This window comes from Streptococcus mitis (genome assembly GCF_003942965.1).
In the GTDB taxonomy this organism is placed as follows: Bacteria; Bacillota; Bacilli; order Lactobacillales; family Streptococcaceae; genus Streptococcus; species Streptococcus mitis_BH.
This window is the reverse complement of record NZ_RJOG01000014.1, coordinates 1-22111: the sequence shown is the minus strand read 5'-3', so window position 1 is coordinate 22111 and position 22111 is coordinate 1. Positions and strand designations below refer to the sequence as shown.

General features: G+C 39.9%; 17 protein-coding genes. 16 read left to right on the top strand and 1 reads right to left on the bottom strand.

All coding sequences use genetic code 11. From position 1 onward, the window contains the following. The first annotated feature begins 132 nt into the window (after positions 1 to 132). The 11 genes from D8837_RS05580 (at position 133) to D8837_RS05530 (ending at position 16359) form a co-directional block, all read left to right on the top strand. Positions 133 to 2034 (top strand): ATP-binding cassette domain-containing protein, encoded by a 1902-nt coding sequence (locus D8837_RS05580; protein WP_125456455.1) that lies wholly within the window; start codon positions 133 to 135, stop codon positions 2032 to 2034. Between the two features lie 2 nt (positions 2035 to 2036). Further along, on the top strand, positions 2037 to 2900 hold the full coding sequence (locus D8837_RS05575; protein ID WP_125456454.1) for an XRE/MutR family transcriptional regulator: 864 nt from the start codon (positions 2037 to 2039) through the stop codon (positions 2898 to 2900). 78 nt (positions 2901 to 2978) lie between these two features. Then, positions 2979 to 4157 (top strand): MFS transporter, encoded by a 1179-nt coding sequence (locus D8837_RS05570; RefSeq protein ID WP_125456453.1) that lies wholly within the window; start codon positions 2979 to 2981, stop codon positions 4155 to 4157. 91 nt (positions 4158 to 4248) lie between these two features. Further along, on the top strand, positions 4249 to 6207 hold the full coding sequence (ligA, locus tag D8837_RS05565) for an NAD-dependent DNA ligase LigA (RefSeq protein ID WP_125456452.1): 1959 nt from the start codon (positions 4249 to 4251) through the stop codon (positions 6205 to 6207). 113 nt (positions 6208 to 6320) lie between these two features. Further along, complete coding sequence (pulA, locus tag D8837_RS05560) at positions 6321 to 8600, top strand: type I pullulanase (RefSeq protein WP_125456451.1); 2280 nt, start codon at positions 6321 to 6323, stop codon at positions 8598 to 8600. A gap of 312 nt (positions 8601 to 8912) precedes the next feature. Beyond that, a complete protein-coding gene (gene glgB, locus D8837_RS05555) occupies positions 8913 to 10841 on the top strand; it encodes a 1,4-alpha-glucan branching protein GlgB (protein WP_125456450.1) in 1929 nt (642 codons plus the stop codon). Beyond that, entirely contained in the window at positions 10831 to 11973 is a 1143-nt protein-coding gene (locus D8837_RS05550) for a glucose-1-phosphate adenylyltransferase (protein WP_125456449.1), read from the top strand. The genes glgB and D8837_RS05550 overlap by 11 nt, the downstream gene beginning before the upstream one ends. After that, positions 11963 to 13102 (top strand): glucose-1-phosphate adenylyltransferase subunit GlgD, encoded by a 1140-nt coding sequence (gene glgD, locus D8837_RS05545; RefSeq protein ID WP_125456448.1) that lies wholly within the window; start codon positions 11963 to 11965, stop codon positions 13100 to 13102. The genes D8837_RS05550 and glgD overlap by 11 nt, the downstream gene beginning before the upstream one ends. Continuing rightward, positions 13099 to 14532 carry a glycogen synthase GlgA gene (gene glgA, locus D8837_RS05540; protein ID WP_125456447.1) on the top strand — a complete coding sequence of 478 codons (1434 nt, stop codon included), beginning with the start codon at positions 13099 to 13101 and terminating at the stop codon, positions 14530 to 14532. The genes glgD and glgA overlap by 4 nt, the downstream gene beginning before the upstream one ends. Before the next feature lie 58 nt (positions 14533 to 14590). Further along, positions 14591 to 15235, top strand: coding sequence for a phosphoserine phosphatase SerB (serB, locus tag D8837_RS05535; RefSeq protein ID WP_125456446.1), 645 nt, complete (start codon positions 14591 to 14593; stop codon positions 15233 to 15235). Between the two features lie 8 nt (positions 15236 to 15243). Then, positions 15244 to 16359, top strand: coding sequence for a glycerate kinase (locus D8837_RS05530; protein WP_125456445.1), 1116 nt, complete (start codon positions 15244 to 15246; stop codon positions 16357 to 16359). On the opposite strand, the gene D8837_RS05525 is transcribed toward D8837_RS05530, so the two are convergent. Continuing rightward, positions 16356 to 16802: a DUF1694 domain-containing protein gene (locus tag D8837_RS05525; RefSeq protein WP_125456444.1), complete on the bottom strand. Its 447-nt coding sequence runs from the start codon at positions 16800 to 16802 to the stop codon at positions 16356 to 16358. The two genes, D8837_RS05530 and D8837_RS05525, sit on opposite strands and share 4 nt — an antisense overlap. 163 nt (positions 16803 to 16965) lie before the next feature. On the opposite strand from D8837_RS05525, the gene eno reads away from it, so the two are divergent. From eno to D8837_RS09850, 5 genes are all read left to right on the top strand, one after another. Further along, complete coding sequence (gene eno, locus D8837_RS05520; RefSeq protein ID WP_000022813.1) at positions 16966 to 18270, top strand: surface-displayed alpha-enolase; 1305 nt, start codon at positions 16966 to 16968, stop codon at positions 18268 to 18270. 250 nt (positions 18271 to 18520) lie between these two features. Beyond that, on the top strand, positions 18521 to 19495 hold the full coding sequence (locus tag D8837_RS05515; protein ID WP_125456443.1) for a DUF1002 domain-containing protein: 975 nt from the start codon (positions 18521 to 18523) through the stop codon (positions 19493 to 19495). Between the two features lie 73 nt (positions 19496 to 19568). Continuing rightward, the gene (gene rlmD, locus D8837_RS05510) at positions 19569 to 20930 is read left to right on the top strand and encodes a 23S rRNA (uracil(1939)-C(5))-methyltransferase RlmD (RefSeq protein ID WP_125456442.1); all 1362 of its coding nucleotides are present in this window, start codon (positions 19569 to 19571) and stop codon (positions 20928 to 20930) included. Positions 20931 to 21138: 208 nt separating this feature from the next. Continuing rightward, complete coding sequence (locus D8837_RS09855) at positions 21139 to 21495, top strand: hypothetical protein (protein WP_260468877.1); 357 nt, start codon at positions 21139 to 21141, stop codon at positions 21493 to 21495. Beyond that, positions 21492 to 21740, top strand: coding sequence for a hypothetical protein (locus D8837_RS09850; RefSeq protein WP_260468876.1), 249 nt, complete (start codon positions 21492 to 21494; stop codon positions 21738 to 21740). Before D8837_RS09855 ends, D8837_RS09850 begins: the two co-directional genes overlap by 4 nt. Positions 21741 to 22111 lie beyond the last annotated feature (371 nt).

Below are 22111 nucleotides of genomic sequence, written 5' to 3'. Positions count from 1 at the left end.
TTGTTTTAACCGTTCACATTATAGCACTTTTTAGCGTTTTAGTAAAACGGTAGCATAATTTTCAGAAAAGTAGTGACATATGCCGGTTTATCAAGTCTTGAATGCCTTAGGGAAACATGCTATACTACTTGTATGATTATTTTACAAGCTAATAAAATTGAACGTTCTTTTGCAGGAGAGGTTCTTTTTGATAATATTAACCTACAAGTTGATGAACGAGATCGGATTGCCCTTGTTGGGAAAAATGGTGCCGGGAAGTCTACTCTTTTGAAGATTTTAGTTGGAGAAGAGGAGCCAACTAGTGGAGAAATCAATAAGAAAAAAGATATTTCTCTATCTTACCTAGCCCAAGATAGCCGTTTTGAGTCTGAAAATACCATCTACGATGAAATGCTTCATGTCTTTGATGACTTACGTCGGACTGAGAAACAACTGCGTCAGATGGAGTTGGAGATGGGTGAAAAGTCTGGTGAGGATTTGGATAAACTGATGTCAGATTACGATCGCTTATCTGAGAATTTTCGCCAAGCAGGTGGTTTCACTTATGAAGCTGATATCCGAGCGATTTTGAATGGATTCAAGTTTGACGAGTCTATGTGGCAGATGAAAATTGCTGAGCTTTCGGGTGGTCAAAATACTCGTTTGGCACTTGCTAAAATGCTCCTTGAAAAGCCAAATCTCTTGGTCTTGGACGAGCCAACCAACCACTTAGATATTGAAACTATAGCCTGGCTAGAGAATTACCTAGTAAACTATAGCGGTGCTCTCATTATTGTCAGCCACGACCGTTATTTCTTGGACAAAGTTGCAACAATTACGCTAGATTTGACCAAGCATTCCTTGGATCGTTATGTGGGGAATTACTCTCGTTTTGTTGAGTTAAAGGAGCAAAAGCTAGCTACTGAGGCAAAAAACTATGAAAAGCAACAAAAGGAAATTGCAGCTCTGGAAGACTTTGTCAACCGCAATCTAGTCCGAGCTTCAACGACCAAACGTGCCCAATCTCGCCGTAAACAACTGGAAAAAATGGAACGTTTGGACAAGCCGGAAGCTGGCAAGAAATCAGCCAATATGACCTTCCAGTCTGAGAAACTGTCGGGCAATGTTGTTTTGACTGTTGAAAATGCAACTATTGGCTATGATGAGGAAGTACTGTCAGAGCCTATCAACTTAGACCTTCGTAAGATGAATGCTGTCGCTATCGTTGGTCCAAATGGTATCGGCAAGTCAACCTTTATCAAATCAATCGTGGATCAGATTCCTTTTATCAAGGGTGAGAAGCGCTTTGGCGCTAATGTTGAGGTTGGTTACTATGACCAAACCCAAAGCAAGCTGACACCAAGTAATACGGTACTTGATGAACTTTGGAATGATTTTAAACTGACACCAGAAGTTGAAATCCGTAACCGTCTAGGTGCCTTCCTTTTCTCAGGAGATGATGTCAAAAAATCAGTTGGCATGCTGTCTGGTGGCGAAAAAGCTCGTTTGCTTTTGGCTAAATTGTCTATGGAAAACAACAACTTCCTGATCCTTGATGAGCCAACCAACCACTTGGATATTGATAGCAAGGAAGTGCTAGAAAATGCCTTGATTGACTTCGATGGAACTCTTCTATTCGTCAGCCATGACCGTTACTTTATCAATCGTGTGGCTACCCATGTTCTAGAATTGTCTGAGAATGGCTCGACTCTTTACTTGGGAGATTATGACTACTATGTTGAGAAGAAAGCAGAAGTAGAAATGATTCAAAGTGAGGAAGCTTCAACTAGCAATCAAGCAAAAGAAGCAAGCCCAGTTAATGACTATCAAGCCCAAAAAGAAAGTCAAAAAGAAGTTCGCAAACTCATGCGACAAATTGAAAGTCTAGAAGCTGAAATCGAAGAGTTAGAAAGTCAAAGCCAAGCCATTTCTGAACAAATGTTGGAAACAAACGATGCCGAAAAACTCATGGAATTGCAGGCTGAGCTGGACAAAATCAGTCATCGTCAGGAAGAAGCTATGCTTGAGTGGGAAGAATTATCAGAGCAGGTGTAAAGATGGAACATCTTGGGAAAGTATTTCGTGAATTTCGGACAAGTGGAAATTATTCTTTAAAGGAGGCGGCAGGGGAGTCCTGTTCAACTTCTCAGTTATCTCGCTTTGAGCTTGGGGAGTCTGACCTAGCAGTCTCACGTTTTTTTGAGATTTTGGATAACATTCATGTCACAATCGAAAATTTCATGGACAAGGCAAGGAATTTTCACAATCATGAACATGTTGCCATGATGGGACAAATTGTGCCTCTTTACTATTCAAATGATATTGCAGGTTTTCAAAAGCTTCAAAGAGAACAACTTGAAAAGGCTAAGAGTTCGATCAATCCTCTTTATTTTGAGCTGAACTGGATTTTGCTACAAGGTCTGATTTGTCAAAGAGATGCGACTTATGATATGAAGCAGGATGATTTGGATAAGGTAGCAGATTATCTCTTCAAAACAGAAGAATGGACCATGTATGAGTTGATTCTTTTCGGGAACCTCTATAGTTTCTACGATGTGGACTATGTCACTCGGATTGGTAGAGAAGTTATGGAGAGGGAGGAATTTTACCAAGAGATTGGTCGCCATAAGAGATTAGTGTTGATTTTGGCGCTCAATTGTTACCAGCATTGTTTAGAGCATGCTTCTTTTGATAATGCAAGCTATTTTGAGACTTATACAGAGAAGATTATTGGTAAAGGTATTAAGCTTTATGAGCGTAATATTTTTCATTATTTAAAAGGCTTTGCCTTGTATCAAAAGGGACAGTGTAAAGAAGGTTGTAGCCAAATGCAAGAGGCAATGCATATTTTTGACGTGCTAGGTCTTCCAGAGCAAGTAGCCTACTATCAGGAACACTACGAAAAATTTGTCAAAGATTAATTTTCCCAAATAAGGGAAAAATAAAAAGCTCCTTTCAGTTTTGATACAATAGTTTCAAAATTTGAGAGGAGTTTTTATATGAATCGCTATGCAGTACAGTTGATTAGCCGTGGAGCTGTTAACAAGATAGGTAATATGCTCTATGATTATGGGAATAGTGTCTGGTTGGCTTCCGTGGGGACTATCGGACAGACAGTTTTAGGAATGTATCAGATTTCTGAACTCGTCACATCTATTCTCGTAAATCCCTTTGGTGGAGTTATTTCAGACCGATTTTCTCGTCGTAGGATTTTAATGACGACAGACCTTGTTTGTGGGATTCTTTGTCTGGCTATTTCTTTCATAAGGAATGACAGCTGGATGATTGGAGCTTTGATTGTTGCTAATATTGTGCAAGCTATTGCTTTTGCCTTTTCTAGACCTGCAAATAAGGCCATTATCACAGAATTGGTAGAGAAGGATGAACTGGTCCTCTATAATTCTCGTTTGGAGTTGGTCTTGCAGGTTGTCAGTGTGAGTTCTCCTGTACTTTCTTTTCTGGTTTTACAATTTGCAAGTCTTCGCATTACCTTGGTATTAGATGCTCTTAGTTTTTTTCTCGCTTTTGGATTGGTAGCTTTACTTCCAAAGAAAGAAGAGAAGGCTTTGGGGGAGAAGAAACTTACATTCAGAGTTATTTTTTCTGATATCAAGGAGGGGGTTCACTATATTGTAAAACAAAAGGAAATCTTCTTTTTGTTAGTCATGGCTTCAAGTGTCAATTTTTTCTTTGCAGCTTTTAATTACCTCCTTCCCTTTTCAAATCAGCTCTATGGAGTACAAGGTGCCTATGCCACTATTTTGACAATGGGTGCTATCGGATCTATTGTTGGGGCGTTGTTAGCTAGTAAGATTAAAGCTAGTATGGAAATGCTTTTATTTTTATTGGCACTGACTGGACTTGGAGTGATGATAATGGGATTTACCCTCCCCTCCTATCTTGCTTTTTCAGGAAATTTCATTTGTGAATTATTTATGACGATTTTTAATATTCACTTTTTTACTCAGGTACAAACTAAGGTTGAAGGTGAATATCTTGGTAGAGTTCTCAGTTCGATTTATACCTTAGCTATATTATTTATGCCTATTGCAACAGGTTTAATGACCTTGCTTCCAAGTGTACATCTTTATTCTTTCTTGATTATTGGACTTGGAGTTGTAGCCTTATCTTTCTTAGCTCTCGGATATGTTCGAACTCATTTTGAAAAAGAGACATAAGTTTGCTTGGACTTCAAAAATAATTCCAATCTAAGTGTTTTTTCGCCCTTCTCGTTTGTGAGGAGGGCTTACTTTGTGGTAAAATGGTTTTATGAATAAAAGAATGAATGAGTTAGTCGCCTTGCTCAATCGCTATGCGACTGAGTACTATACCAGCGATAATCCCTCGGTTTCAGACAGTGAGTATGACCGTCTTTACCGTGAGTTGGTCGAGTTAGAAACTGCATATCCAAAGCAAGTGTTAGCAGACAGTCCGACCCATCGTGTTGGTGGCAAGGTTTTAGATGGTTTTGAAAAATACAGTCATCAGTATCCTCTTTATAGTTTGCAGGATGCTTTTTCACGTGAGGAGCTTGAAGCTTTTGATGCGCGTGTTCGTAAGGAAGTGGCTCATCCGACCTATATTTGTGAGCTGAAAATCGATGGCTTGTCTATCTCGCTGACTTATGAAAAGGGGATTTTCGTTGCTGGGGCAACGCGTGGAGATGGTTCTATTGGGGAGAATATCACGGAAAACCTCAAGCGTGTTAAGGACATTCCTTTGACTTTGCCAGAAGAACTAGATATCACGGTTCGTGGGGAATGTTATATGCCACGCGCTTCTTTTGACCAGGTTAACCAAGCTCGTCAAGAAAATGGAGAGCCTGAATTTGCTAATCCTCGTAATGCAGCAGCAGGAACTTTACGACAGTTAGATACAGCTGTAGTAGCCAAGCGCAATCTTGCAACGTTTCTCTATCAAGAAGCCAGCCCTTCAACTCGTGACAGCCAAGAAAAGGTTTTGAAGCACCTAGAACAACTTGGTTTTGTAGTCAATTCTAAACGAATTCTGGCTGAAAGCATGGATGAGATTTGGAATTTTATCCAAGAAGTAGGAGAGGAACGGGACAATCTGCCTTATGATATCGATGGAGTAGTGATCAAGGTCAATGACCTAGCAGGTCAAGAAGAACTTGGTTTTACCGTTAAGGCTCCAAAGTGGGCAGTAGCCTACAAGTTTCCTGCTGAGGAAAAAGAAGCTAAACTCTTATCAGTTGATTGGACAGTTGGTCGTACCGGTGTTGTGACTCCAACTGCAAATCTCACACCGGTACAACTAGCTGGTACAACTGTTAGCCGTGCGACCCTGCACAATGTGGATTATATTTCTGAAAAAGATATTCGCAAAGACGACACGGTTATAGTTTATAAGGCTGGAGATATCATCCCTGCCGTTTTACGTGTGGTAGAGTCCAAACGGGTTTCTGAAGAAAAACTAGATATCCCTACAAACTGTCCAAGTTGTGACTCTGGCTTGTTGCACTTTGAAGATGAAGTGGCCCTGCGTTGTATCAATCCGCGTTGTCCTGCCCAAATCATGGAAGGTTTGATCCACTTTGCTTCTCGAGATGCCATGAATATTACAGGCCTTGGTCCATCTATCGTTGAGAAACTATTTGCTGCTAATTTAGTCAAGGATGTGGCAGATATTTACCGATTACAAGAAGAGGATTTCCTACTTTTAGAGGGGGTTAAGGAAAAGTCTGCTTCTAAATTGTATCAAGCTATTCAAGCATCTAAGGAAAATTCTGCCGAGAAACTCTTATTTGGTTTGGGAATTCGCCATGTCGGAAGCAAGGCCAGTCAGCTGTTACTTCAACATTTTCATTCAATTGAAAATCTGGCTCAGGCAGACCCAGAGGAAGTGGCTAGTATTGAAAGTCTGGGTGGTGTGATTGCCAAAAGTCTTCAGACTTATTTTGCGACAGAAGGCTCTGAGATTCTCCTCAGAGAATTGAAAGAAGCTGGGGTCAATCTGGATTATAAAGGTCAGACAGTAGTAGCAGATGCAGCCTTGTCAGGTTTGACAGTTGTATTGACTGGAAAACTGGAACGGCTCAAGCGCTCAGAAGCTAAAAGCAAACTCGAAAGTCTGGGTGCCAAAGTTACAGGTAGTGTTTCTAAAAAGACCGACCTCGTCGTTGCAGGAGTAGATGCTGGAAGTAAACTGCAAAAAGCACAAGAACTTGGTATCGAGGTTCGAGATGAAGCTTGGCTAGAAAGTCTGTAATGATCGTTTAAAACAAGACTTTAGACAGTATAACTAGTTTGTTAATCGGGACAAAATCGGCCAAAAATTTATTAATGAAATAGAAAGAAAATAAGAATTAAAAGGAAAAAACAATGTATAACTACCCTATGCGCATTCATTATCATCGCAAGAATGGTGAATACGATACTTGCTCTTTTGTAAAAAGTCATGACCAGCGAATTGATTTGCTGACCTACAAAGAAGATTATTTTGGTGCCTTATTTAGTTTTGAACACCCAAGTGCTCATGCCTTAGAAGGCTTGAATTTTGTGGTTCATACAGGCCAAACCAGTAAAGAATACGCTATCCGTTTTAATCACTATCCTCTTTTAACAGAGGTCTGGATTTTGGAAGGGGATGATAGGATTTATTACTCTGAAAATCCTGCTATCGCCAGTCCTTTCTATAAAAATCAAAATCCTTTTGCCTTTGATAAGGCCATTAACAGTGCTAGTTTTGACCATCATTGGGGTTACCAAGGGGAATTGGGTTGTCGTGTAGAGGAAAATCAGGCTCAATTTGCTCTCTGGGCTCCGACAGCGACAGAAGTGCAGGTTATCGTTTATGAATCAGCTGCTAACGATGCTCCTGTTTGGAAGACCTTTGAAATGGAGAGAGGCAATAGCTACTCTTATAATCATAAGGACAATACAATCGGTGTTTGGAGTTTGGATGTTGAGGAAGATTTGACTGGTAAGGCTTATCAGTATCAAGTCCAATTCCCTCACCACCAAACACTGACTCGCGACCCATACACTATCGCAACCAGTCCTGATGGCAAACGTTCAGCTATCCTGAGTCATGCAGAAAAACAAATCGAAAACTTCGAGGTTAAGCATGGTTCTGAGGCTACTTGGCGCTTGGCAAATCCATGTAAGGCAGTTATCTGTGAAATGCACATTCGTGATTTGACCAAATCACCGACCTCAGGTGTGGATGAACATCTTCGAGGAACTTTCTTGGGTGCTGGTCAGACTGGAACGGTTAACCAGTACGGTCAGTCAACTGCTTTTGATCACATCAAGAAGCTGGGCTACAATTATGTTCAGTTGCAACCAATCGCAGATCGTCACAAAGAATACGATAAGGACGGGAATGTAACCTACAACTGGGGCTATGACCCACAAAACTATAACGCACCAGAGACGAGCCTTTCAACAAACCCAGATGATCCAGCTCAGGTTATTCGTGATTTTAAGACCATGGTTCAAGCTTACCACGATGCGGGTATTGGTGTTATTATGGATGTGGTCTATAACCATACTTTCTCAGTTGTTGATGCACCTTTCCAAACAACTGTCCCTGATTACTACTATCGTATGAATCCAGACGGTACCTTCCAGAATGGAACGGGTGTTGGAAATGAAACTGCCAGTGAACACGAAATGTTCCGCAAGTATATGATTGATTCCCTTCTTTACTGGGTACAGGAATACAATATTGACGGCTTCCGTTTTGACTTAATGGGGATTCATGATGTTAAGACCATGCAGATGATTCGTCAGAGCTTGGATGAAATTGACCCTAACATTATCCTTTATGGAGAAGGTTGGGATATGGGAACAGGTCTTGCGCCTTATGATAAGGCTAAGAAAGACANTGCCTATCAGATGCCAAATATCGGTTTCTTTAACGACAATCAGCGTGATGCTGTCAAAGGTGGAGAAGTTTATGGTGCTATCAAGTCAGGTTTTGTTAGTGGTGCTGCTACAGAGCCAATTCTTGCCAAAGCAATCCTAGGCAGTCGTGAATTAGGAACCTATACACATCCAAATCAAGTGCTTAACTATGTAGAGGCCCATGACAATTACAATCTTCACGATTTGTTGGCAACCCTACATCCAGACCAAAGTTCAGAACAAATCATGCGCAAGGTTGAGACAGCGACAGCTATGAACCTACTCATGCAAGGGATGGCCTTTATGGAAATCGGTCAAGAATTTGGTCGTACCAAACTGGTTGCGACTGGTGAAAATGGTGAGCTGACCCATGATGATAGAGAACGTGCTATGAATAGCTATAATGCTCCAGACAGTGTGAATCAAGTGAACTGGGACTTGATTAATGAGCGTCAAGATAGTATTGCGTTTATCCGTCAGATGATTCGATTGAAGACAGAAAGCAGTGCCTTTTCTTACCCAACTTATGATGAGATTTACCATCATGTTTTTGTTCATTCAGCCAACGAACATAGTGGTTGGATTGTCTATGAAATTCAAGGGGAAGAACATTTACTGGTTGTATTTAATGCTAAAGGGCAAGACTTCCAGTTTGAAAATGCTGGAAATCTAGAACTATTGGTGACCAATAGCCATTTAAGTGATAAAGACATGGTTGGTGGCGTCAGTGCCAGCGTATTTAAAGTTTTTTAGAATAGATTCACAATTTAAATTCATTTGTGGTGCTTTATTTGTTAATAAAATCAGGAGATTCGTTTCCTGATTTATTTTTTTACTTAAAATTATATTTTTGTTAGCTAAATAACGAACTTTATGATAGTATTATTAAAAACAATTCGTTTTCAAAGCGTTTCTGAAAATTTCTTGATTTGCAAGTAAACACATCAGTGAATTTGTTGAAGACTTTCAAAAGATTTTTTTGCAAATTCCGTAATTTACTTGAATCTTCCCTAAAAAGGTAGTATAATAAATCTATAGAAAACGCTTACAGAATTAGGAGGGTGTATGGATAAGAATAATGCTTTAAAAACCTTTATGACAGGTGAAAATTTTCACCTCCAGCACTATCTGGGAGCTCATAGGGAAGAAAAAAATGGAGAGTATGGCTATACTTTTCGTGTGTGGGCGCCTAATGCTCAGGCTGTTCACTTGGTAGGGGATTTCACCAATTGGGTTGAAAATCAAATTCTGATGGAACGGAATGAATTTGGAGTCTGGGAAGTCTTTACCAGTCTTGCTCAAGAAGGCCAAATTTATAAGTACCATATCACACGTGCAAATGGTCATCAGCTGATGAAGATTGACCCTTTGGCTGTACGATATGAGGCACGACCTGGTACTGGGGCTATTTTAACAGATATTCCAGAAAAGAAATGGAAGGATGGCCTCTGGCTAGCTCGTAGAAAACGCTTGAGCTTTGAAGAGCGTCCTATCAATATTTACGAGGCTCATGCTGGCTCTTGGAAGAGAAATCCTGATGGTAGCCCCTATAGTTTTTCTCAATTGAAAGATGAACTCATTCCTTACTTGGTTGAGATGAATTATACTCACATTGAGTTTATGCCCCTGATGTCTCACCCACTAGGTTTGAGTTGGGGCTATCAGCTTATGGGTTACTTTGCTCTAGAGCATGCCTATGGTCGCCCTGAAGAGTTTCAAGATTTTGTTGAGGAATGTCACTTAAACAATATCGGGGTTATTGTAGATTGGGTACCTGGTCACTTTACTATTAATGATGATGCCTTGGCCTATTATGACGGAACACCGACTTTTGAATACCAAGACCATAATAAGGCTCATAACTACGGTTGGGGAGCACTCAATTTTGACCTTGGAAAGAATGAAGTCCAGTCTTTCTTGATTTCTAGTATTAAGTTTTGGATTGATTTTTATCATCTAGATGGTATTCGCGTGGATGCGGTTAGCAACATGCTCTATCTTGACTACGATGATGCTCCATGGACTCCTAATAAAGATGGTGGCAATCTCAACTATGAAGGATATTATTTCCTTCAACGCTTGAATAATGTGATTAAACTAGTTCATCCAGATGTGATGATGATTGCAGAAGAAAGTTCATCAGCTACTCAGATTACTGACACTAAGGATTCAGATGGTCTTGGCTTCGACTACAAATGGAATATGGGTTGGATGAATGACATCCTCCGTTTCTATGAAGAAGATCCGATTTACCGTAAATACGACTTTAACCTGGTGACTTTCAGCTTTATGTATGTCTTTAAGGAGAATTATCTCCTACCATTCTCACACGATGAAGTGGTTCACGGTAAGAAGAGTATGATGCACAAGATGTGGGGAGATCGCTACAATCAATTCGCAGGCTTGCGCAATCTTTACACCTACCAAATTTGTCACCCAGGTAAAAAATTGCTCTTCATGGGCAGTGAATACGGGCAATTTCTAGAATGGAAATCTGAAGAACAGTTGGAATGGTCAAACCTAGAAGACCCAATGAATGCTAAGATGAAGTATTTCACTTCTCAGCTCAACCAGTTTTACAAAGACCACCGCTGTCTGTGGGAAATTGATACCAGCTATGATGGTATTGAAATCATCGATGCGGATAATCGAGACCAGAGTGTTCTTTCCTTCATCCGTAAGGGTAAGAAGGATGATATGTTAGTCTGTGTCTTTAATATGGCACCTGTTGAACGAAAAGATTTCACAATCGGACTTCCTGTTGCAGGGATTTACGAAGAAGTCTGGAATACTGAGTTAGAAGAGTGGGGAGGCGTTTGGAAAGAACATAATCAAACTGTGCAAACGCAAGAAGGACTATGGAAAGATTATGAGCAGACCTTGACCTTTACCCTACCGGCTATGGGAGCAAGTGTTTGGAAAATCAAACGCCGCTTGAAACCTACTAAAACCGTCACAAGTAAAAACCAAAAAGGAGTAGAAAATGAAGAATGAAATGTTAGCTTTGATTCTTGCTGGTGGGCAAGGAACTCGTCTCGGTAAACTCACTCAAAGCATTGCAAAACCAGCTGTGCAATTTGGTGGGCGCTACCGTATCATTGACTTTGCTCTTTCAAACTGTGCCAACTCAGGCATCAACAATGTTGGAGTCATTACACAGTACCAACCACTTGCTCTCAACAATCATATCGGGAATGGTTCAAGCTGGGGACTAGATGGTATCAATTCTGGTGTCTCTATTCTTCAACCTTATTCTGCAAGTGAAGGAAATCGTTGGTTCGAAGGGACTAGTCACGCTATTTACCAAAATATCGATTATATCGACAGTGTCAATCCTGAGTATGTTTTGATTCTATCTGGGGACCATATCTATAAAATGGACTATGATGATATGCTCCAGTCTCACAAGGATAATAATGCCAGTTTGACAGTAGCAGTTCTTGATGTTCCTCTTAAAGAAGCAAGCCGTTTTGGTATCATGAATACCGATGCTAACAATCGTATTGTAGAATTTGAAGAAAAACCAGCTCAACCTAAATCTACCAAAGCTTCTATGGGGATTTATATCTTTGATTGGCAACGTCTCCGCAATATGTTAGTCGCTGCTGAAAAGAGCAATGTCGATATGTCAGACTTTGGTAAAAATGTCATTCCAAATTACCTTGAGTCAGGTGAAAGTGTTTATGCCTACGAATTTAATGGTTACTGGAAAGATGTTGGTACGATTGAATCGCTTTGGGAAGCTAACATGGAATATATTTCACCAGAAAATGCCTTGGATAGCCGTAACCGTCAATGGAAGATTTACTCAAGAAACCTAATTTCACCACCAAACTTCCTTGGGGCAAATGCTCACGTGGAAGATTCCTTGGTCGTCGATGGCTGTTTCGTAGATGGAACTGTTAAACGTTCTATCCTCTCAACAGGTGCGCAAGTTCGCGAAGGGGCAGAAGTAGTAGATTCAGTTATCATGAGTGGTGCAATTGTTGGTCAGGGAGCTAAAATCAAACGTGCCATTATTGGTGAAGGTGCAGTTATTTCTGATGGTGTCGAAATTGATGGAACAGAAGAAGTACAAGTTGTAGGATATGATGAAGTAGTGGGGGTAGCAACAGATGAAGATTGATAAATATTCTGCCATTTTAGGAAACACAGTTGGTTTTCATGATATGTCAACACTGACAGACCACCGTCCAGTAGCTAGTTTGCCATTTGGTGGTAAATATCGCTTGATTGACTTCCCGCTTTCAAGTCTTGCTAATGCTGGTGTTCGTAGTATTTTTGGTATTTTCCAACAAGACAATATCAGTTCAGTCTTTGACCATATCCGTTCAGGGCGNGAGTGGGGATTGTCAACTCTTCTTAGCCACTACTATCTAGGTATTTACAATACCCGTGTGGAAAGTAGTACAGTTGGAAAAGAATACTACCAACAGCTTCTTACTTATTTGAAACGTTCCGGCTCAAACCAAACAGTGTCACTTAACTGTGATGTTTTGATTAATATTGATCTGAACCAAGTATTCCACCTACATAGTGCAAATAAGGGGCCTATCACTGTAGTTTATAAAAAACTACCTAAAAAAGATATTTCAGAAGTAAATGCAATCTTGGAAGTGGATGAAACAGACCATGTTCGTTCTCACAAACTCTTTGATAGTAAATCAACAGATGAAGTTTACAATATGTCTACAGATATCTTTGTCGTTGATACACCGTGGTTGATTGAACGCTTAGAAGAAGAAGCTAAGAAAGAACATCCAGAGAAATTGCGTTATGTTTTACGGGATTTGGCTGCAAAAGAAGGGGCTTTTGCCTATGAGTACACAGGTTATCTGGCAAATATTCATTCTGTAGAGTCTTATTACAAAGCTAACAAAGATATGCTTGAATCACAAAAATTCTACTCTCTCTTCTCACCAAATCAAAAAATTTATACAAAGGTCAAAAACGAAGAGCCAACTTATTATGCTAATACATCTAAGGTAAGCACTTCTCAGTTTGCCTCTGGTAGTATTATTGAAGGTCAAGTAGCTAATTCTGTTTTATCACGTAATATTCATGTTCATAAGGATAGCTTGATTAAAGATAGCATCTTATTCCCTCGTGTTGTTATTGGAGAAGGTGCTCAGGTAGAATATGCTATCTTGGACAAGGGTGTTGAAGTTGCGGATGGAGTTGTGATCCGTGGAACTGCAGAACATCCAGTTGTCGTTAAGAAAGGTAGCAAAGTAACAGAGGATATTCATTCATGAAAATTTTATTTGTAGCAGCTGAGGGTGCACCCTTTTCAAAAACAGGTGGTTTGGGAGACGTTATTGGCGCTCTTCCCAAATCACTGGTAAAAGCTGGGCACGAAGTTGCAGTGATTTTACCCTACTATGACATGGTAGAGGCTAAATTTGGAAATCAGATTGAAGATGTTCTTCATTTTGAGGTGAGCGTCGGTTGGCGCAGACAGTACTGTGGGATTAAGAAAACCGTCTTAAACGGTGTGACCTTCTACTTTATTGACAACCAATATTATTTCTTCCGTGGTCATGTTTATGGTGATTTTGATGACGGAGAACGTTTCGCTTTCTTCCAACTGGCTGCCATTGAGGCTATGGAAAGGATTGACTTTATCCCTGACCTTCTCCATGTTCATGACTACCATACAGCTATGATTCCTTTCTTGTTAAAGGAAAAATACCGTTGGATTCAAGCCTATGAGGGCATTAAAACAGTTTTAACCATTCATAATTTGGAATTCCAGGGACAATTTTCAGAAGGAATGTTGGGTGATTTGTTTGGAGTCGGCTTTGAACGTTACGCTGATGGCACCCTTCGCTGGAACAACTGTCTGAACTGGATGAAGGCAGGTATTCTTTATGCAGATCGTGTCTCAACCGTTTCACCTAGCTATGCCCATGAAATTATGACCAGTCAGTTTGGATGTAACTTAGATCAAATTCTTCGAATGGAATCTGGCAAGGTCTCTGGTATCGTGAATGGGATTGATGCTGACCTGTATAATCCTCAGACGGATGCTCTTTTAGACTATCATTTCAATCAGGAAGATTTGTCTGGAAAAGCCAAAAATAAGGCAAAATTGCAAGAAAGAGTTGGCTTGCCACTTAGAGCTGACGTTCCACTGGTTGGAATTGTTTCTCGTTTGACACGTCAAAAAGGTTTTGATGTGGTGGTCGAAAGTCTTCACCATATCTTGCAAAATGATGTTCAGATTGTTCTTTTAGGAACTGGAGATCCAGCCTTTGAAGGAGCTTTCTCATGGTTTGCTCAGATTTACCCAGACAAGTTATCAGCAAATATTACTTTTGATGTCAAACTTGCTCAAGAAATCTATGCTGCTTGTGACCTCTTCCTCATGCCGAGTCGTTTTGAACCATGTGGCTTGTCTCAAATGATGGCTATGCGTTATGGAACCTTGCCATTGGTCCATGAAGTTGGTGGCTTGAGAGATACCGTTCGCGCTTTCAATCCAATCGAAGGAAGCGGCACTGGCTTTAGCTTTGACAATCTATCTCCTTATTGGTTAAATTGGACTTTCCAAACAGCTTTGGACTTGTATAGAAACCATCCTGATGTTTGGAGAAATCTACAAAAACAAGCCATGGAGTGTGATTTCTCATGGGATACAGCCTGCAGGTCATACCTTGACTTGTACCATAGTTTAGTTAATTAATAGATAAAATCGTATGATGACTTCATACGATTTTTGGGCTATTTAGAGAGGAGAACTGATGTCTCAAGTAAGAGGATTGTGTGTTATGGATGTTGATGGAACCTTAATTCTAGAAGAAGTGATTGATTTTTTGGGAAGAGAGGTAGGTCGTGAGGAGGAAATTGCGCAGCTTACAAGTCAGGCAATGCGAGGAGAGTTAGACTTTGAAAGCAGTTTACGAAAAAGAGTGTCCTTGTTGGAAGGTCTTCCTGTTTCGGTCTTTGATACAGTCTTCAACTCCATTCATCTATCTCCAAATGCCCAGGAATTCATTTCCATTCTCCAAAAGAATGGCATCCTAGTTGGTCTGGTGTCCGGTGGATTTACTCCAATAGTTGAGAGATTAGCAAAATCTTTTGGAATTGCCTATTTTTCTGCTAACCAACTTGAAGTCAAAGACGGTCATTTAACAGGAAAATTAGTTGGACAAATTATCAGTCCCCAGGTCAAAAAAGATACTCTGGAACAATGGAGAGAGAAACTAAAACTTCCTAAAGAAAGAACGATTGCAATCGGTGACGGGGCTAATGACATATTAATGTTGAAGTCAGCAGGACTGGGAATTGCTTTTTGTGCTAAAGAAGTGCTCAAAAAAGAAATACCACATCATGTTGACAAGAGGGATTTTTTAGAAGTTCTACCTTTGATTGACTTTTTAGAATGAGGGAAAATATGAAGATTGTAATTGCACCAGATTCGTTTAAGGAAAGCTTGTCCGCTCAACAGGTAGCTGAAGCAATAAAAAGAGGCTTCCAACAATCGATAGCAGATATAGAATGTCTCCTCTACCCTGTTGGTGATGGTGGGGAAGGTACTGTAGATGCTATCCGACATTCTCTTGACCTAGAAGAAAAATGGATCCAAGTTACAGGACCTTTTGGCCAAAAAGAAGCCATGCGCTATTTTCAAAAAGGGGGACTGGCACTATTTGAAGTGGCTGACTTAGTCGGCCTTGGAAAAATTCCGATAGAGAAACGAAATCCACTTCAAATCCAAACTTGTGGTATTGGAGAGTTGATTCGTCATCTCATTGCTAAAGGGATTACAGAAATCTATATCGGCGTTGGCGGTACGGCCAGTAATGATGGGGGAATTGGGATTGCTGCTGGTTTAGGTTATCGATTTTATGATAGGGATGGAAATGTCTTGCCTACATGCGGTCAGTCCTTATTGAACTTAGCTTCTGTTTCAATAGAAAATCGCTATGAAATTCCAGAAGATGTTCAAATTCGTATTTTAGCAGATGTCGTGAGTCCCTTATGTGGTCATCAAGGTGCGACTTATACTTTTGGTAAGCAAAAAGGCCTACATCCTACTATGTTTGCAGTCGTAGATCAGGCAATCCAAGATTTTTATAAAAAAGTTTCACCTGCAACATTGCAAATTAAAGGAGCAGGAGCTGGTGGAGGCATTGCTGCCGGTTTGTGTGCCTTTGCTCAGGCAAATATCGTGTCTGGAATTGATACGTGCTTGGACCTAATCAATTTTGATAAGAAAGTTTCAGATGCTGACTTGGTTATTGTTGGAGAAGGGAGGCTAGATCGTCAAAGTTTAGCAGGTAAAGCACCTATAGGTGTTGCAAAAAGAACCCCTGTCGGAGTTCCTGTTATTGCTATTTGTGGTAGTCTTGCTGAAGATTTACCTTCCCTACCATTTGAGAATATCCAAGCTGCTTTTTCTATTTTGGAGAAAAGCGAACCTTTAGAAGTGAGTTTGAAAAATGCTAGTCTCTATCTGGAGCACACGGCTGCCAATATAGGGCATTTATTAAATATGCGCAAGATTTAGCCAAACCATTTCTTCCAGATGGATGTTTTGGCTGGTTCTTCCTTTTTAACTTCCCAAAGTTTTGCAAAAGCAAGTCGAAGGTCCTTTTCTTCTACTTGTACTGGTGCATTGGTGTGGATAATCAGGCCAAAAGGAGAAGAAACGTGGTCTTCAGATACAATGGTAGCTTGACTATCAGTTTCTTTTGCTTCTTTTAAGTAGAAAACTTGCTTGTCAAATTCAATAGTCGGTGAAATCTTCACAAATAGTGGCTCTGCTTTTTCCTGAAGGTTTTCTAAAATGGATAAAAAGCCTTTTTCTAACTGCGGGCTATTTGCTGTGTCAATATCTGCATATCCAAGAACTCTTTCCTCAAAGGTACCAAGATAGCGTCTTTGCTCATCCGGATTTAATTTTGGCTCACCATGAGCTTTTTCAAGTAATTGTTTTGATAAATCTGTCATGAAAACAGTATATCATAAAAGTTAGAATAAAACAGACAAAAGAAAGCGATTACTTCATAAAGTTAAGGAAAATTTGCACAAAGATAACGTTTTTTCTTGAAAAAGGAGGGGTTTTAAGGTATTATAGAGGTGTAAAAAATTTAACTCATAAGGAGAGTAAAAAATGTCAATTATTACTGATGTTTACGCTCGCGAAGTCCTAGACTCACGCGGTAACCCAACACTTGAAGTAGAAGTTTACACTGAATCAGGTGCTTTCGGACGTGGTATGGTTCCATCAGGAGCTTCTACTGGTGAACACGAAGCAGTTGAACTTCGCGACGGTGACAAATCTCGTTACGGTGGTCTTGGTACACAAAAAGCTGTTGACAACGTAAACAACATCATTGCTGAAGCTATCATTGGCTACGATGTACGTGATCAACAAGCTATCGACCGTGCTATGATCGCTCTTGACGGTACTCCTAACAAAGGTAAATTGGGTGCAAACGCAATCCTTGGTGTGTCTATCGCTGTAGCTCGTGCTGCTGCTGACTACCTTGAAATCCCACTTTACAGCTACCTTGGTGGATTCAACACTAAAGTTCTTCCAACTCCAATGATGAACATCATCAACGGTGGTTCTCACTCTGACGCTCCAATCGCTTTCCAAGAGTTCATGATCTTGCCAGTTGGTGCGCCAACATTCAAAGAAGCTCTTCGTTACGGTGCTGAAATCTTCCACGCTCTTAAGAAAATCCTTAAATCACGTGGTTTGGAAACTGCCGTAGGTGACGAAGGTGGATTCGCTCCTCGTTTCGAAGGAACTGAAGACGGTGTTGAAACTATCCTTGCTGCGATCGAAGCTGCTGGATATGTTCCAGGTAAAGACGTATTTATCGGATTTGACTGTGCTTCATCAGAATTCTACGATAAAGAACGTAAAGTTTACGACTATACTAAATTTGAAGGTGAAGGCGCTGCTGTTCGTACATCTGCAGAACAAATCGACTACCTTGAAGAATTGGTTAACAAATACCCAATCATCACTATCGAAGATGGTATGGATGAAAACGACTGGGATGGTTGGAAAGCACTTACTGAACGTCTTGGTAAGAAAGTACAACTTGTTGGTGACGACTTCTTCGTAACAAACACTGACTACCTTGCACGTGGTATCCAAGAAGGTGCTGCTAACTCAATCCTTATCAAAGTTAACCAAATCGGTACTCTTACTGAAACTTTTGAAGCTATCGAAATGGCTAAAGAAGCTGGTTACACTGCCGTTGTATCACACCGTTCAGGTGAAACTGAAGATTCAACAATCGCTGACATCGCAGTTGCAACTAACGCAGGACAAATCAAGACTGGTTCACTTTCACGTACAGACCGTATCGCTAAATACAACCAATTGCTTCGCATCGAAGACCAACTTGGTGAAGTAGCTGAATACCGTGGATTGAAATCATTCTACAACCTTAAAAAATAAAATAGTTCAGTGAACTATTTTATCCTGAACCTTGAAATTCAAAAGTTCAGCCGTTGATTTAACAACGTTTCTAGCCCCTCGGATTTTATCCGAAGGGCTTTTTTTATGTTCAAGGTGCAAAAGAGGGTAAAACTTTTAATATTTACAAGTAGGAGATAATGGTATTATCCTATCTATGGACAATGATTATATTATAAGTTTTCTTTAAGATAGATATATTACTCTAGAAAGGTAAAGGAGGGAATTCCCTATGAGAAAGAAACTCTTTCTGACCAGTGCTGCGGTCTTGTGGGCAGTAACAGCTATGAATAGTGTCCATGCAGCAACAGATGTGCAAAAAGTTATCGATGAAACCTATGTCCAACCTGAATATGTCCTAGGTTCATCATTGACAGAAGACCAAAAAAATCAAACCCTTAAGAAATTAGGCTACAATTCCTCAACAGACACCAAAGAACTCAAGACCATGACACCTGATGTCTATTCTAAAATCATGAATGTGGCCAATGACTCTAGTTTACAGTTGTATTCATCAGCCAAGATTCAAAAACTAGGTGACAAGTCGCCCCTTGAGGTCAAGATTGAAACACCAGAAAACATTACTAAGGTGACTCAGGATATGTACCGAAATGCAGCAGTAACGCTGGGAGTTGAGCATGCCAAAATCACTGTAGCAGCCCCTATTCCCGTTACAGGAGAAAGTGCTTTAGCTGGGATTTACTATTCGCTAGAGGCTAATGGAGCTAAGGTACCACAAGCCAACAAAGATTTGACTCAAGAANAGCTAAAGGCTTTGTCAGATATCAATGCTGAAAACAAGGACAAAACTGGCTATGATGCTAATAAATTAAATGTTGCCCTAGCTGATATCAAGTCAGGACTTGCCAAAGCTAAAGAAAGCAAGGGAAATCTGACAGAAGAAGATGTACGTAAAATTGTTGAAGATACCTTGAAAAATTACAAACTTGATCAGGTTATAACAGGAAACCAGATCAATATCATCATCAATTTTGCTTTGAATCTCTCAAAGAGTGATATCCTCAGCAATGCAGACTTCACTAAAACCCTAAATGACCTTAAACAAAGTATCGTATCACAAGCTGGAGACAGTTTTAAAAATATCAACCTTAACTTTGATGCTGATAAGGCACTAGAAGATGGCAGTAACTTCTTAAGCTCTCTCTGGCAAGCCATAGTCAACTTCTTCAAGAGTTTTGGTTCTTAAGAAATTTCATGGTATAATAGATGGTAACCGTAATGTTGCCGTCTTTTTTGTCGGCCAATAGAAAGAGAAGAGCATGTTAAAGAAAAATGATATTGTAGAAGTTGAAATTGTTGATTTGACTCATGAAGGAGCAGGAGTTGCTAAGATAGATGGTTTAGTATTTTTTGTAGAAAATGCTTTACCGAGTGAAAAAATTCTCATGCGTGTCCTCAAGGTTAATAAAAAGATTGGCTTTGGGAAGGTTGAAGAATACCTTGTCCAATCACCACATCGTAATCAAGATCTGGATTTAGCTTATCTGCGTTCAGGAATTGCTGATTTAGGACACCTTGCCTATCCAGAACAGCTCAAATTTAAAACCAAACAAGTCGAGGACAGTTTATATAAGATTGCTGGAATTGCAGATGTAGAAGTTGCTGAAACACTTGGCATGGGAAATCCAGTCAAGTACCGTAATAAGGCACAGGTGCCTGTTCGTCGTGTTAATGGTGTCTTGGAAACAGGATTTTTCCGTAAGAATTCGCATGTTCTCATGCCTCTGGAAGACTTTTATATTCAGGATCCTGTGATTGACCAAGTTATTCTAAGCCTAAGAGATTTGCTCCGCCGTTTTGATTTGAAACCTTATGATGAAAAGGAACAATCTGGCTTGATTCGGAATCTTGTGGTGCGTCGTGGACATTATTCAGGTCAAATTATGGTTATTTTGGTGACCACTCGTCCGAAGATTTTTCGTGTGGAACAATTGATTGAACAACTAATCAAGCAATTCCCAGAGATTGTGTCTGTCATGCAAAATATCAACGATCAGAGCACCAATGCGATTTTTGGCAAGGAATGGCGTACGCTTTATGGACAAGACTTTATCACTGACCAGATGTTGGGGAATGATTTCCAAATCGCTGGTCCAGCCTTTTACCAAGTCAATACTGAAATGGCTGAAAAACTTTATCAAACAGCCATTGATTTTGCTGAATTAAAAGAAGATGATGTGGTCATTGATGCCTATTCTGGTATCGGAACGATTGGCCTCTCTGTTGCGAAACTCGTCAAGGAAGTATATGGTGTTGAAGTTATTCCAGAAGCGGTTGAGAATAGCAAGAAGAATGCTCAACTGAACAATATTTCAAACGCCCACTATGTCTGTGATACAGCTGAAAATGCTATGAAAAAGTGGCTCAAGGAAGGAATTCAACCAACCGTTATCTTGGTTGATCCTCCACGCAAGGGCTTAACCGAAAGCTTTATCAAAGCTAGTACCCAAACAGGATCTAACCGCATCGCCTATATCTCATGTAATGTCGCCACCATGGCGCGTGATATCAAACTCTACCGAGAATTGGGATATGAGTTGAAGAAAGTCCAGCCGGTTGACTTATTCCCGCAAACACATCATGTCGAGTGTGTAGGTCTGCTCACTCGCGTGGAACGTTGATATAATAAGGTTTTGAGTAACTTAGGGTAATTCCTAGGTTGCTCTTTTTAGTCTTAAAATGACGATATAGGGGCCAACCGTAGAATTGATAGAAATGCTTTCAAGCCTTGAGTTGACAGGTTTTACACCGTAGAGTTGATAGCTTAGATGATTTTGATAACGGTTACGTGATATAATATATTATCGAACTTTTAAGGGAGACATGATCATGAAGCAGATTTTTATTTTTTCGGATACACAGAAAGACAATATTTCATATTTTGAACGTGAGCCTGCAATTTTGGTTTCGATGAGTCGAAGTGACCTTCCATATTTGAAAAAACAGGATTTCGCAAATTATCCAGCTGTTTACGTTTTGATAGGTGGGAATAAACGATATGTTGGACAGGTTGCCGGACAATCAATCTCGCTTCGGCTATCGCAGCATTTCCTCAAAGAAGACAAAGCTTGGGTTAAATCTGTTTTGTTCTTTGTAAGAGCTGATGGCAAAATGTCAAAAGCAGATACTGATTATCTTGAAAGAAGACTATCCAAGATTTCCAAGAAAAATTCGACTACGAAATGATGAACTCGACAGCTGGTAACAGTTCATATATCGATAAACTTCAAAAAGCTAAATCAGACCAATTGTATGATACAGTGTTTGAAATCATTGATGAGATTGCAAACATAGATTTGTTTGGTACTTCTGAAGACAATGAAACTCCAACTTATGAATATAGCTCTTCTGGACAATATAAAATTAAATATGATGGGAAACAGCTATCTTCGAAATCGGCCAGAGGTTTATTGGTTGATTTTGTTTCATAGCTATTTATTGATGAAAAGTACACTGAGCAATTGCAAGAGTTTATTGTGGATGAGACACCTTCGTTTGCTATGATTCTAGGGCGAAAACCGTCAACTTACAATGGTAAGCCTAATTCAGCAAATGTTGCTGAAGGTGTATGGGTTTATGCAAATTTCAACAAGAAAAACTGGCTCGTCAGTTAGGGATTCCGGTTAAAATAAAGTGGAACTAATATTTGTTATCTCGCCTTTAGTAAAACTATGCTGAAGGCTTTTAGTTTTCATAAAAAGTTTGCGTTCGCGAAAATATTTCATACTTCGTGTAATATTAATAGCTCATAAATTATATAATAGAAAGTAACAGTAGAATAGAGGTGCAGTATGTCAATTTC

Excerpts from the sequence above, each read along its gene's own strand:
- D8837_RS05580 (WP_125456455.1), top strand. The coding sequence starts at position 133 with ATGATTATTTTACAAGCTAATAAAATTGAACGTTCTTTTGCAGGAGAG.
- D8837_RS05575 (WP_125456454.1), top strand. The coding sequence starts at position 2,037 with ATGGAACATCTTGGGAAAGTATTTCGTGAATTTCGGACAAGTGGAAAT.
- D8837_RS05570 (WP_125456453.1), top strand. The coding sequence starts at position 2,979 with ATGAATCGCTATGCAGTACAGTTGATTAGCCGTGGAGCTGTTAACAAG.
- ligA (WP_125456452.1), top strand. The coding sequence starts at position 4,249 with ATGAATAAAAGAATGAATGAGTTAGTCGCCTTGCTCAATCGCTATGCG.
- glgB (WP_125456450.1), top strand. The coding sequence starts at position 8,913 with ATGGATAAGAATAATGCTTTAAAAACCTTTATGACAGGTGAAAATTTT.
- D8837_RS05550 (WP_125456449.1), top strand. The coding sequence starts at position 10,831 with ATGAAGAATGAAATGTTAGCTTTGATTCTTGCTGGTGGGCAAGGAACT.
- glgA (WP_125456447.1), top strand. The coding sequence starts at position 13,099 with ATGAAAATTTTATTTGTAGCAGCTGAGGGTGCACCCTTTTCAAAAACA.
- serB (WP_125456446.1), top strand. The coding sequence starts at position 14,591 with ATGTCTCAAGTAAGAGGATTGTGTGTTATGGATGTTGATGGAACCTTA.
- D8837_RS05530 (WP_125456445.1), top strand. The coding sequence starts at position 15,244 with ATGAAGATTGTAATTGCACCAGATTCGTTTAAGGAAAGCTTGTCCGCT.
- D8837_RS05525 (WP_125456444.1), bottom strand. The coding sequence starts at position 16,802 with ATGACAGATTTATCAAAACAATTACTTGAAAAAGCTCATGGTGAGCCA.
- eno (WP_000022813.1), top strand. The coding sequence starts at position 16,966 with ATGTCAATTATTACTGATGTTTACGCTCGCGAAGTCCTAGACTCACGC.
- rlmD (WP_125456442.1), top strand. The coding sequence starts at position 19,569 with ATGTTAAAGAAAAATGATATTGTAGAAGTTGAAATTGTTGATTTGACT.
- D8837_RS09855 (WP_260468877.1), top strand. The coding sequence starts at position 21,139 with ATGAAGCAGATTTTTATTTTTTCGGATACACAGAAAGACAATATTTCA.
- D8837_RS09850 (WP_260468876.1), top strand. The coding sequence starts at position 21,492 with ATGATGAACTCGACAGCTGGTAACAGTTCATATATCGATAAACTTCAA.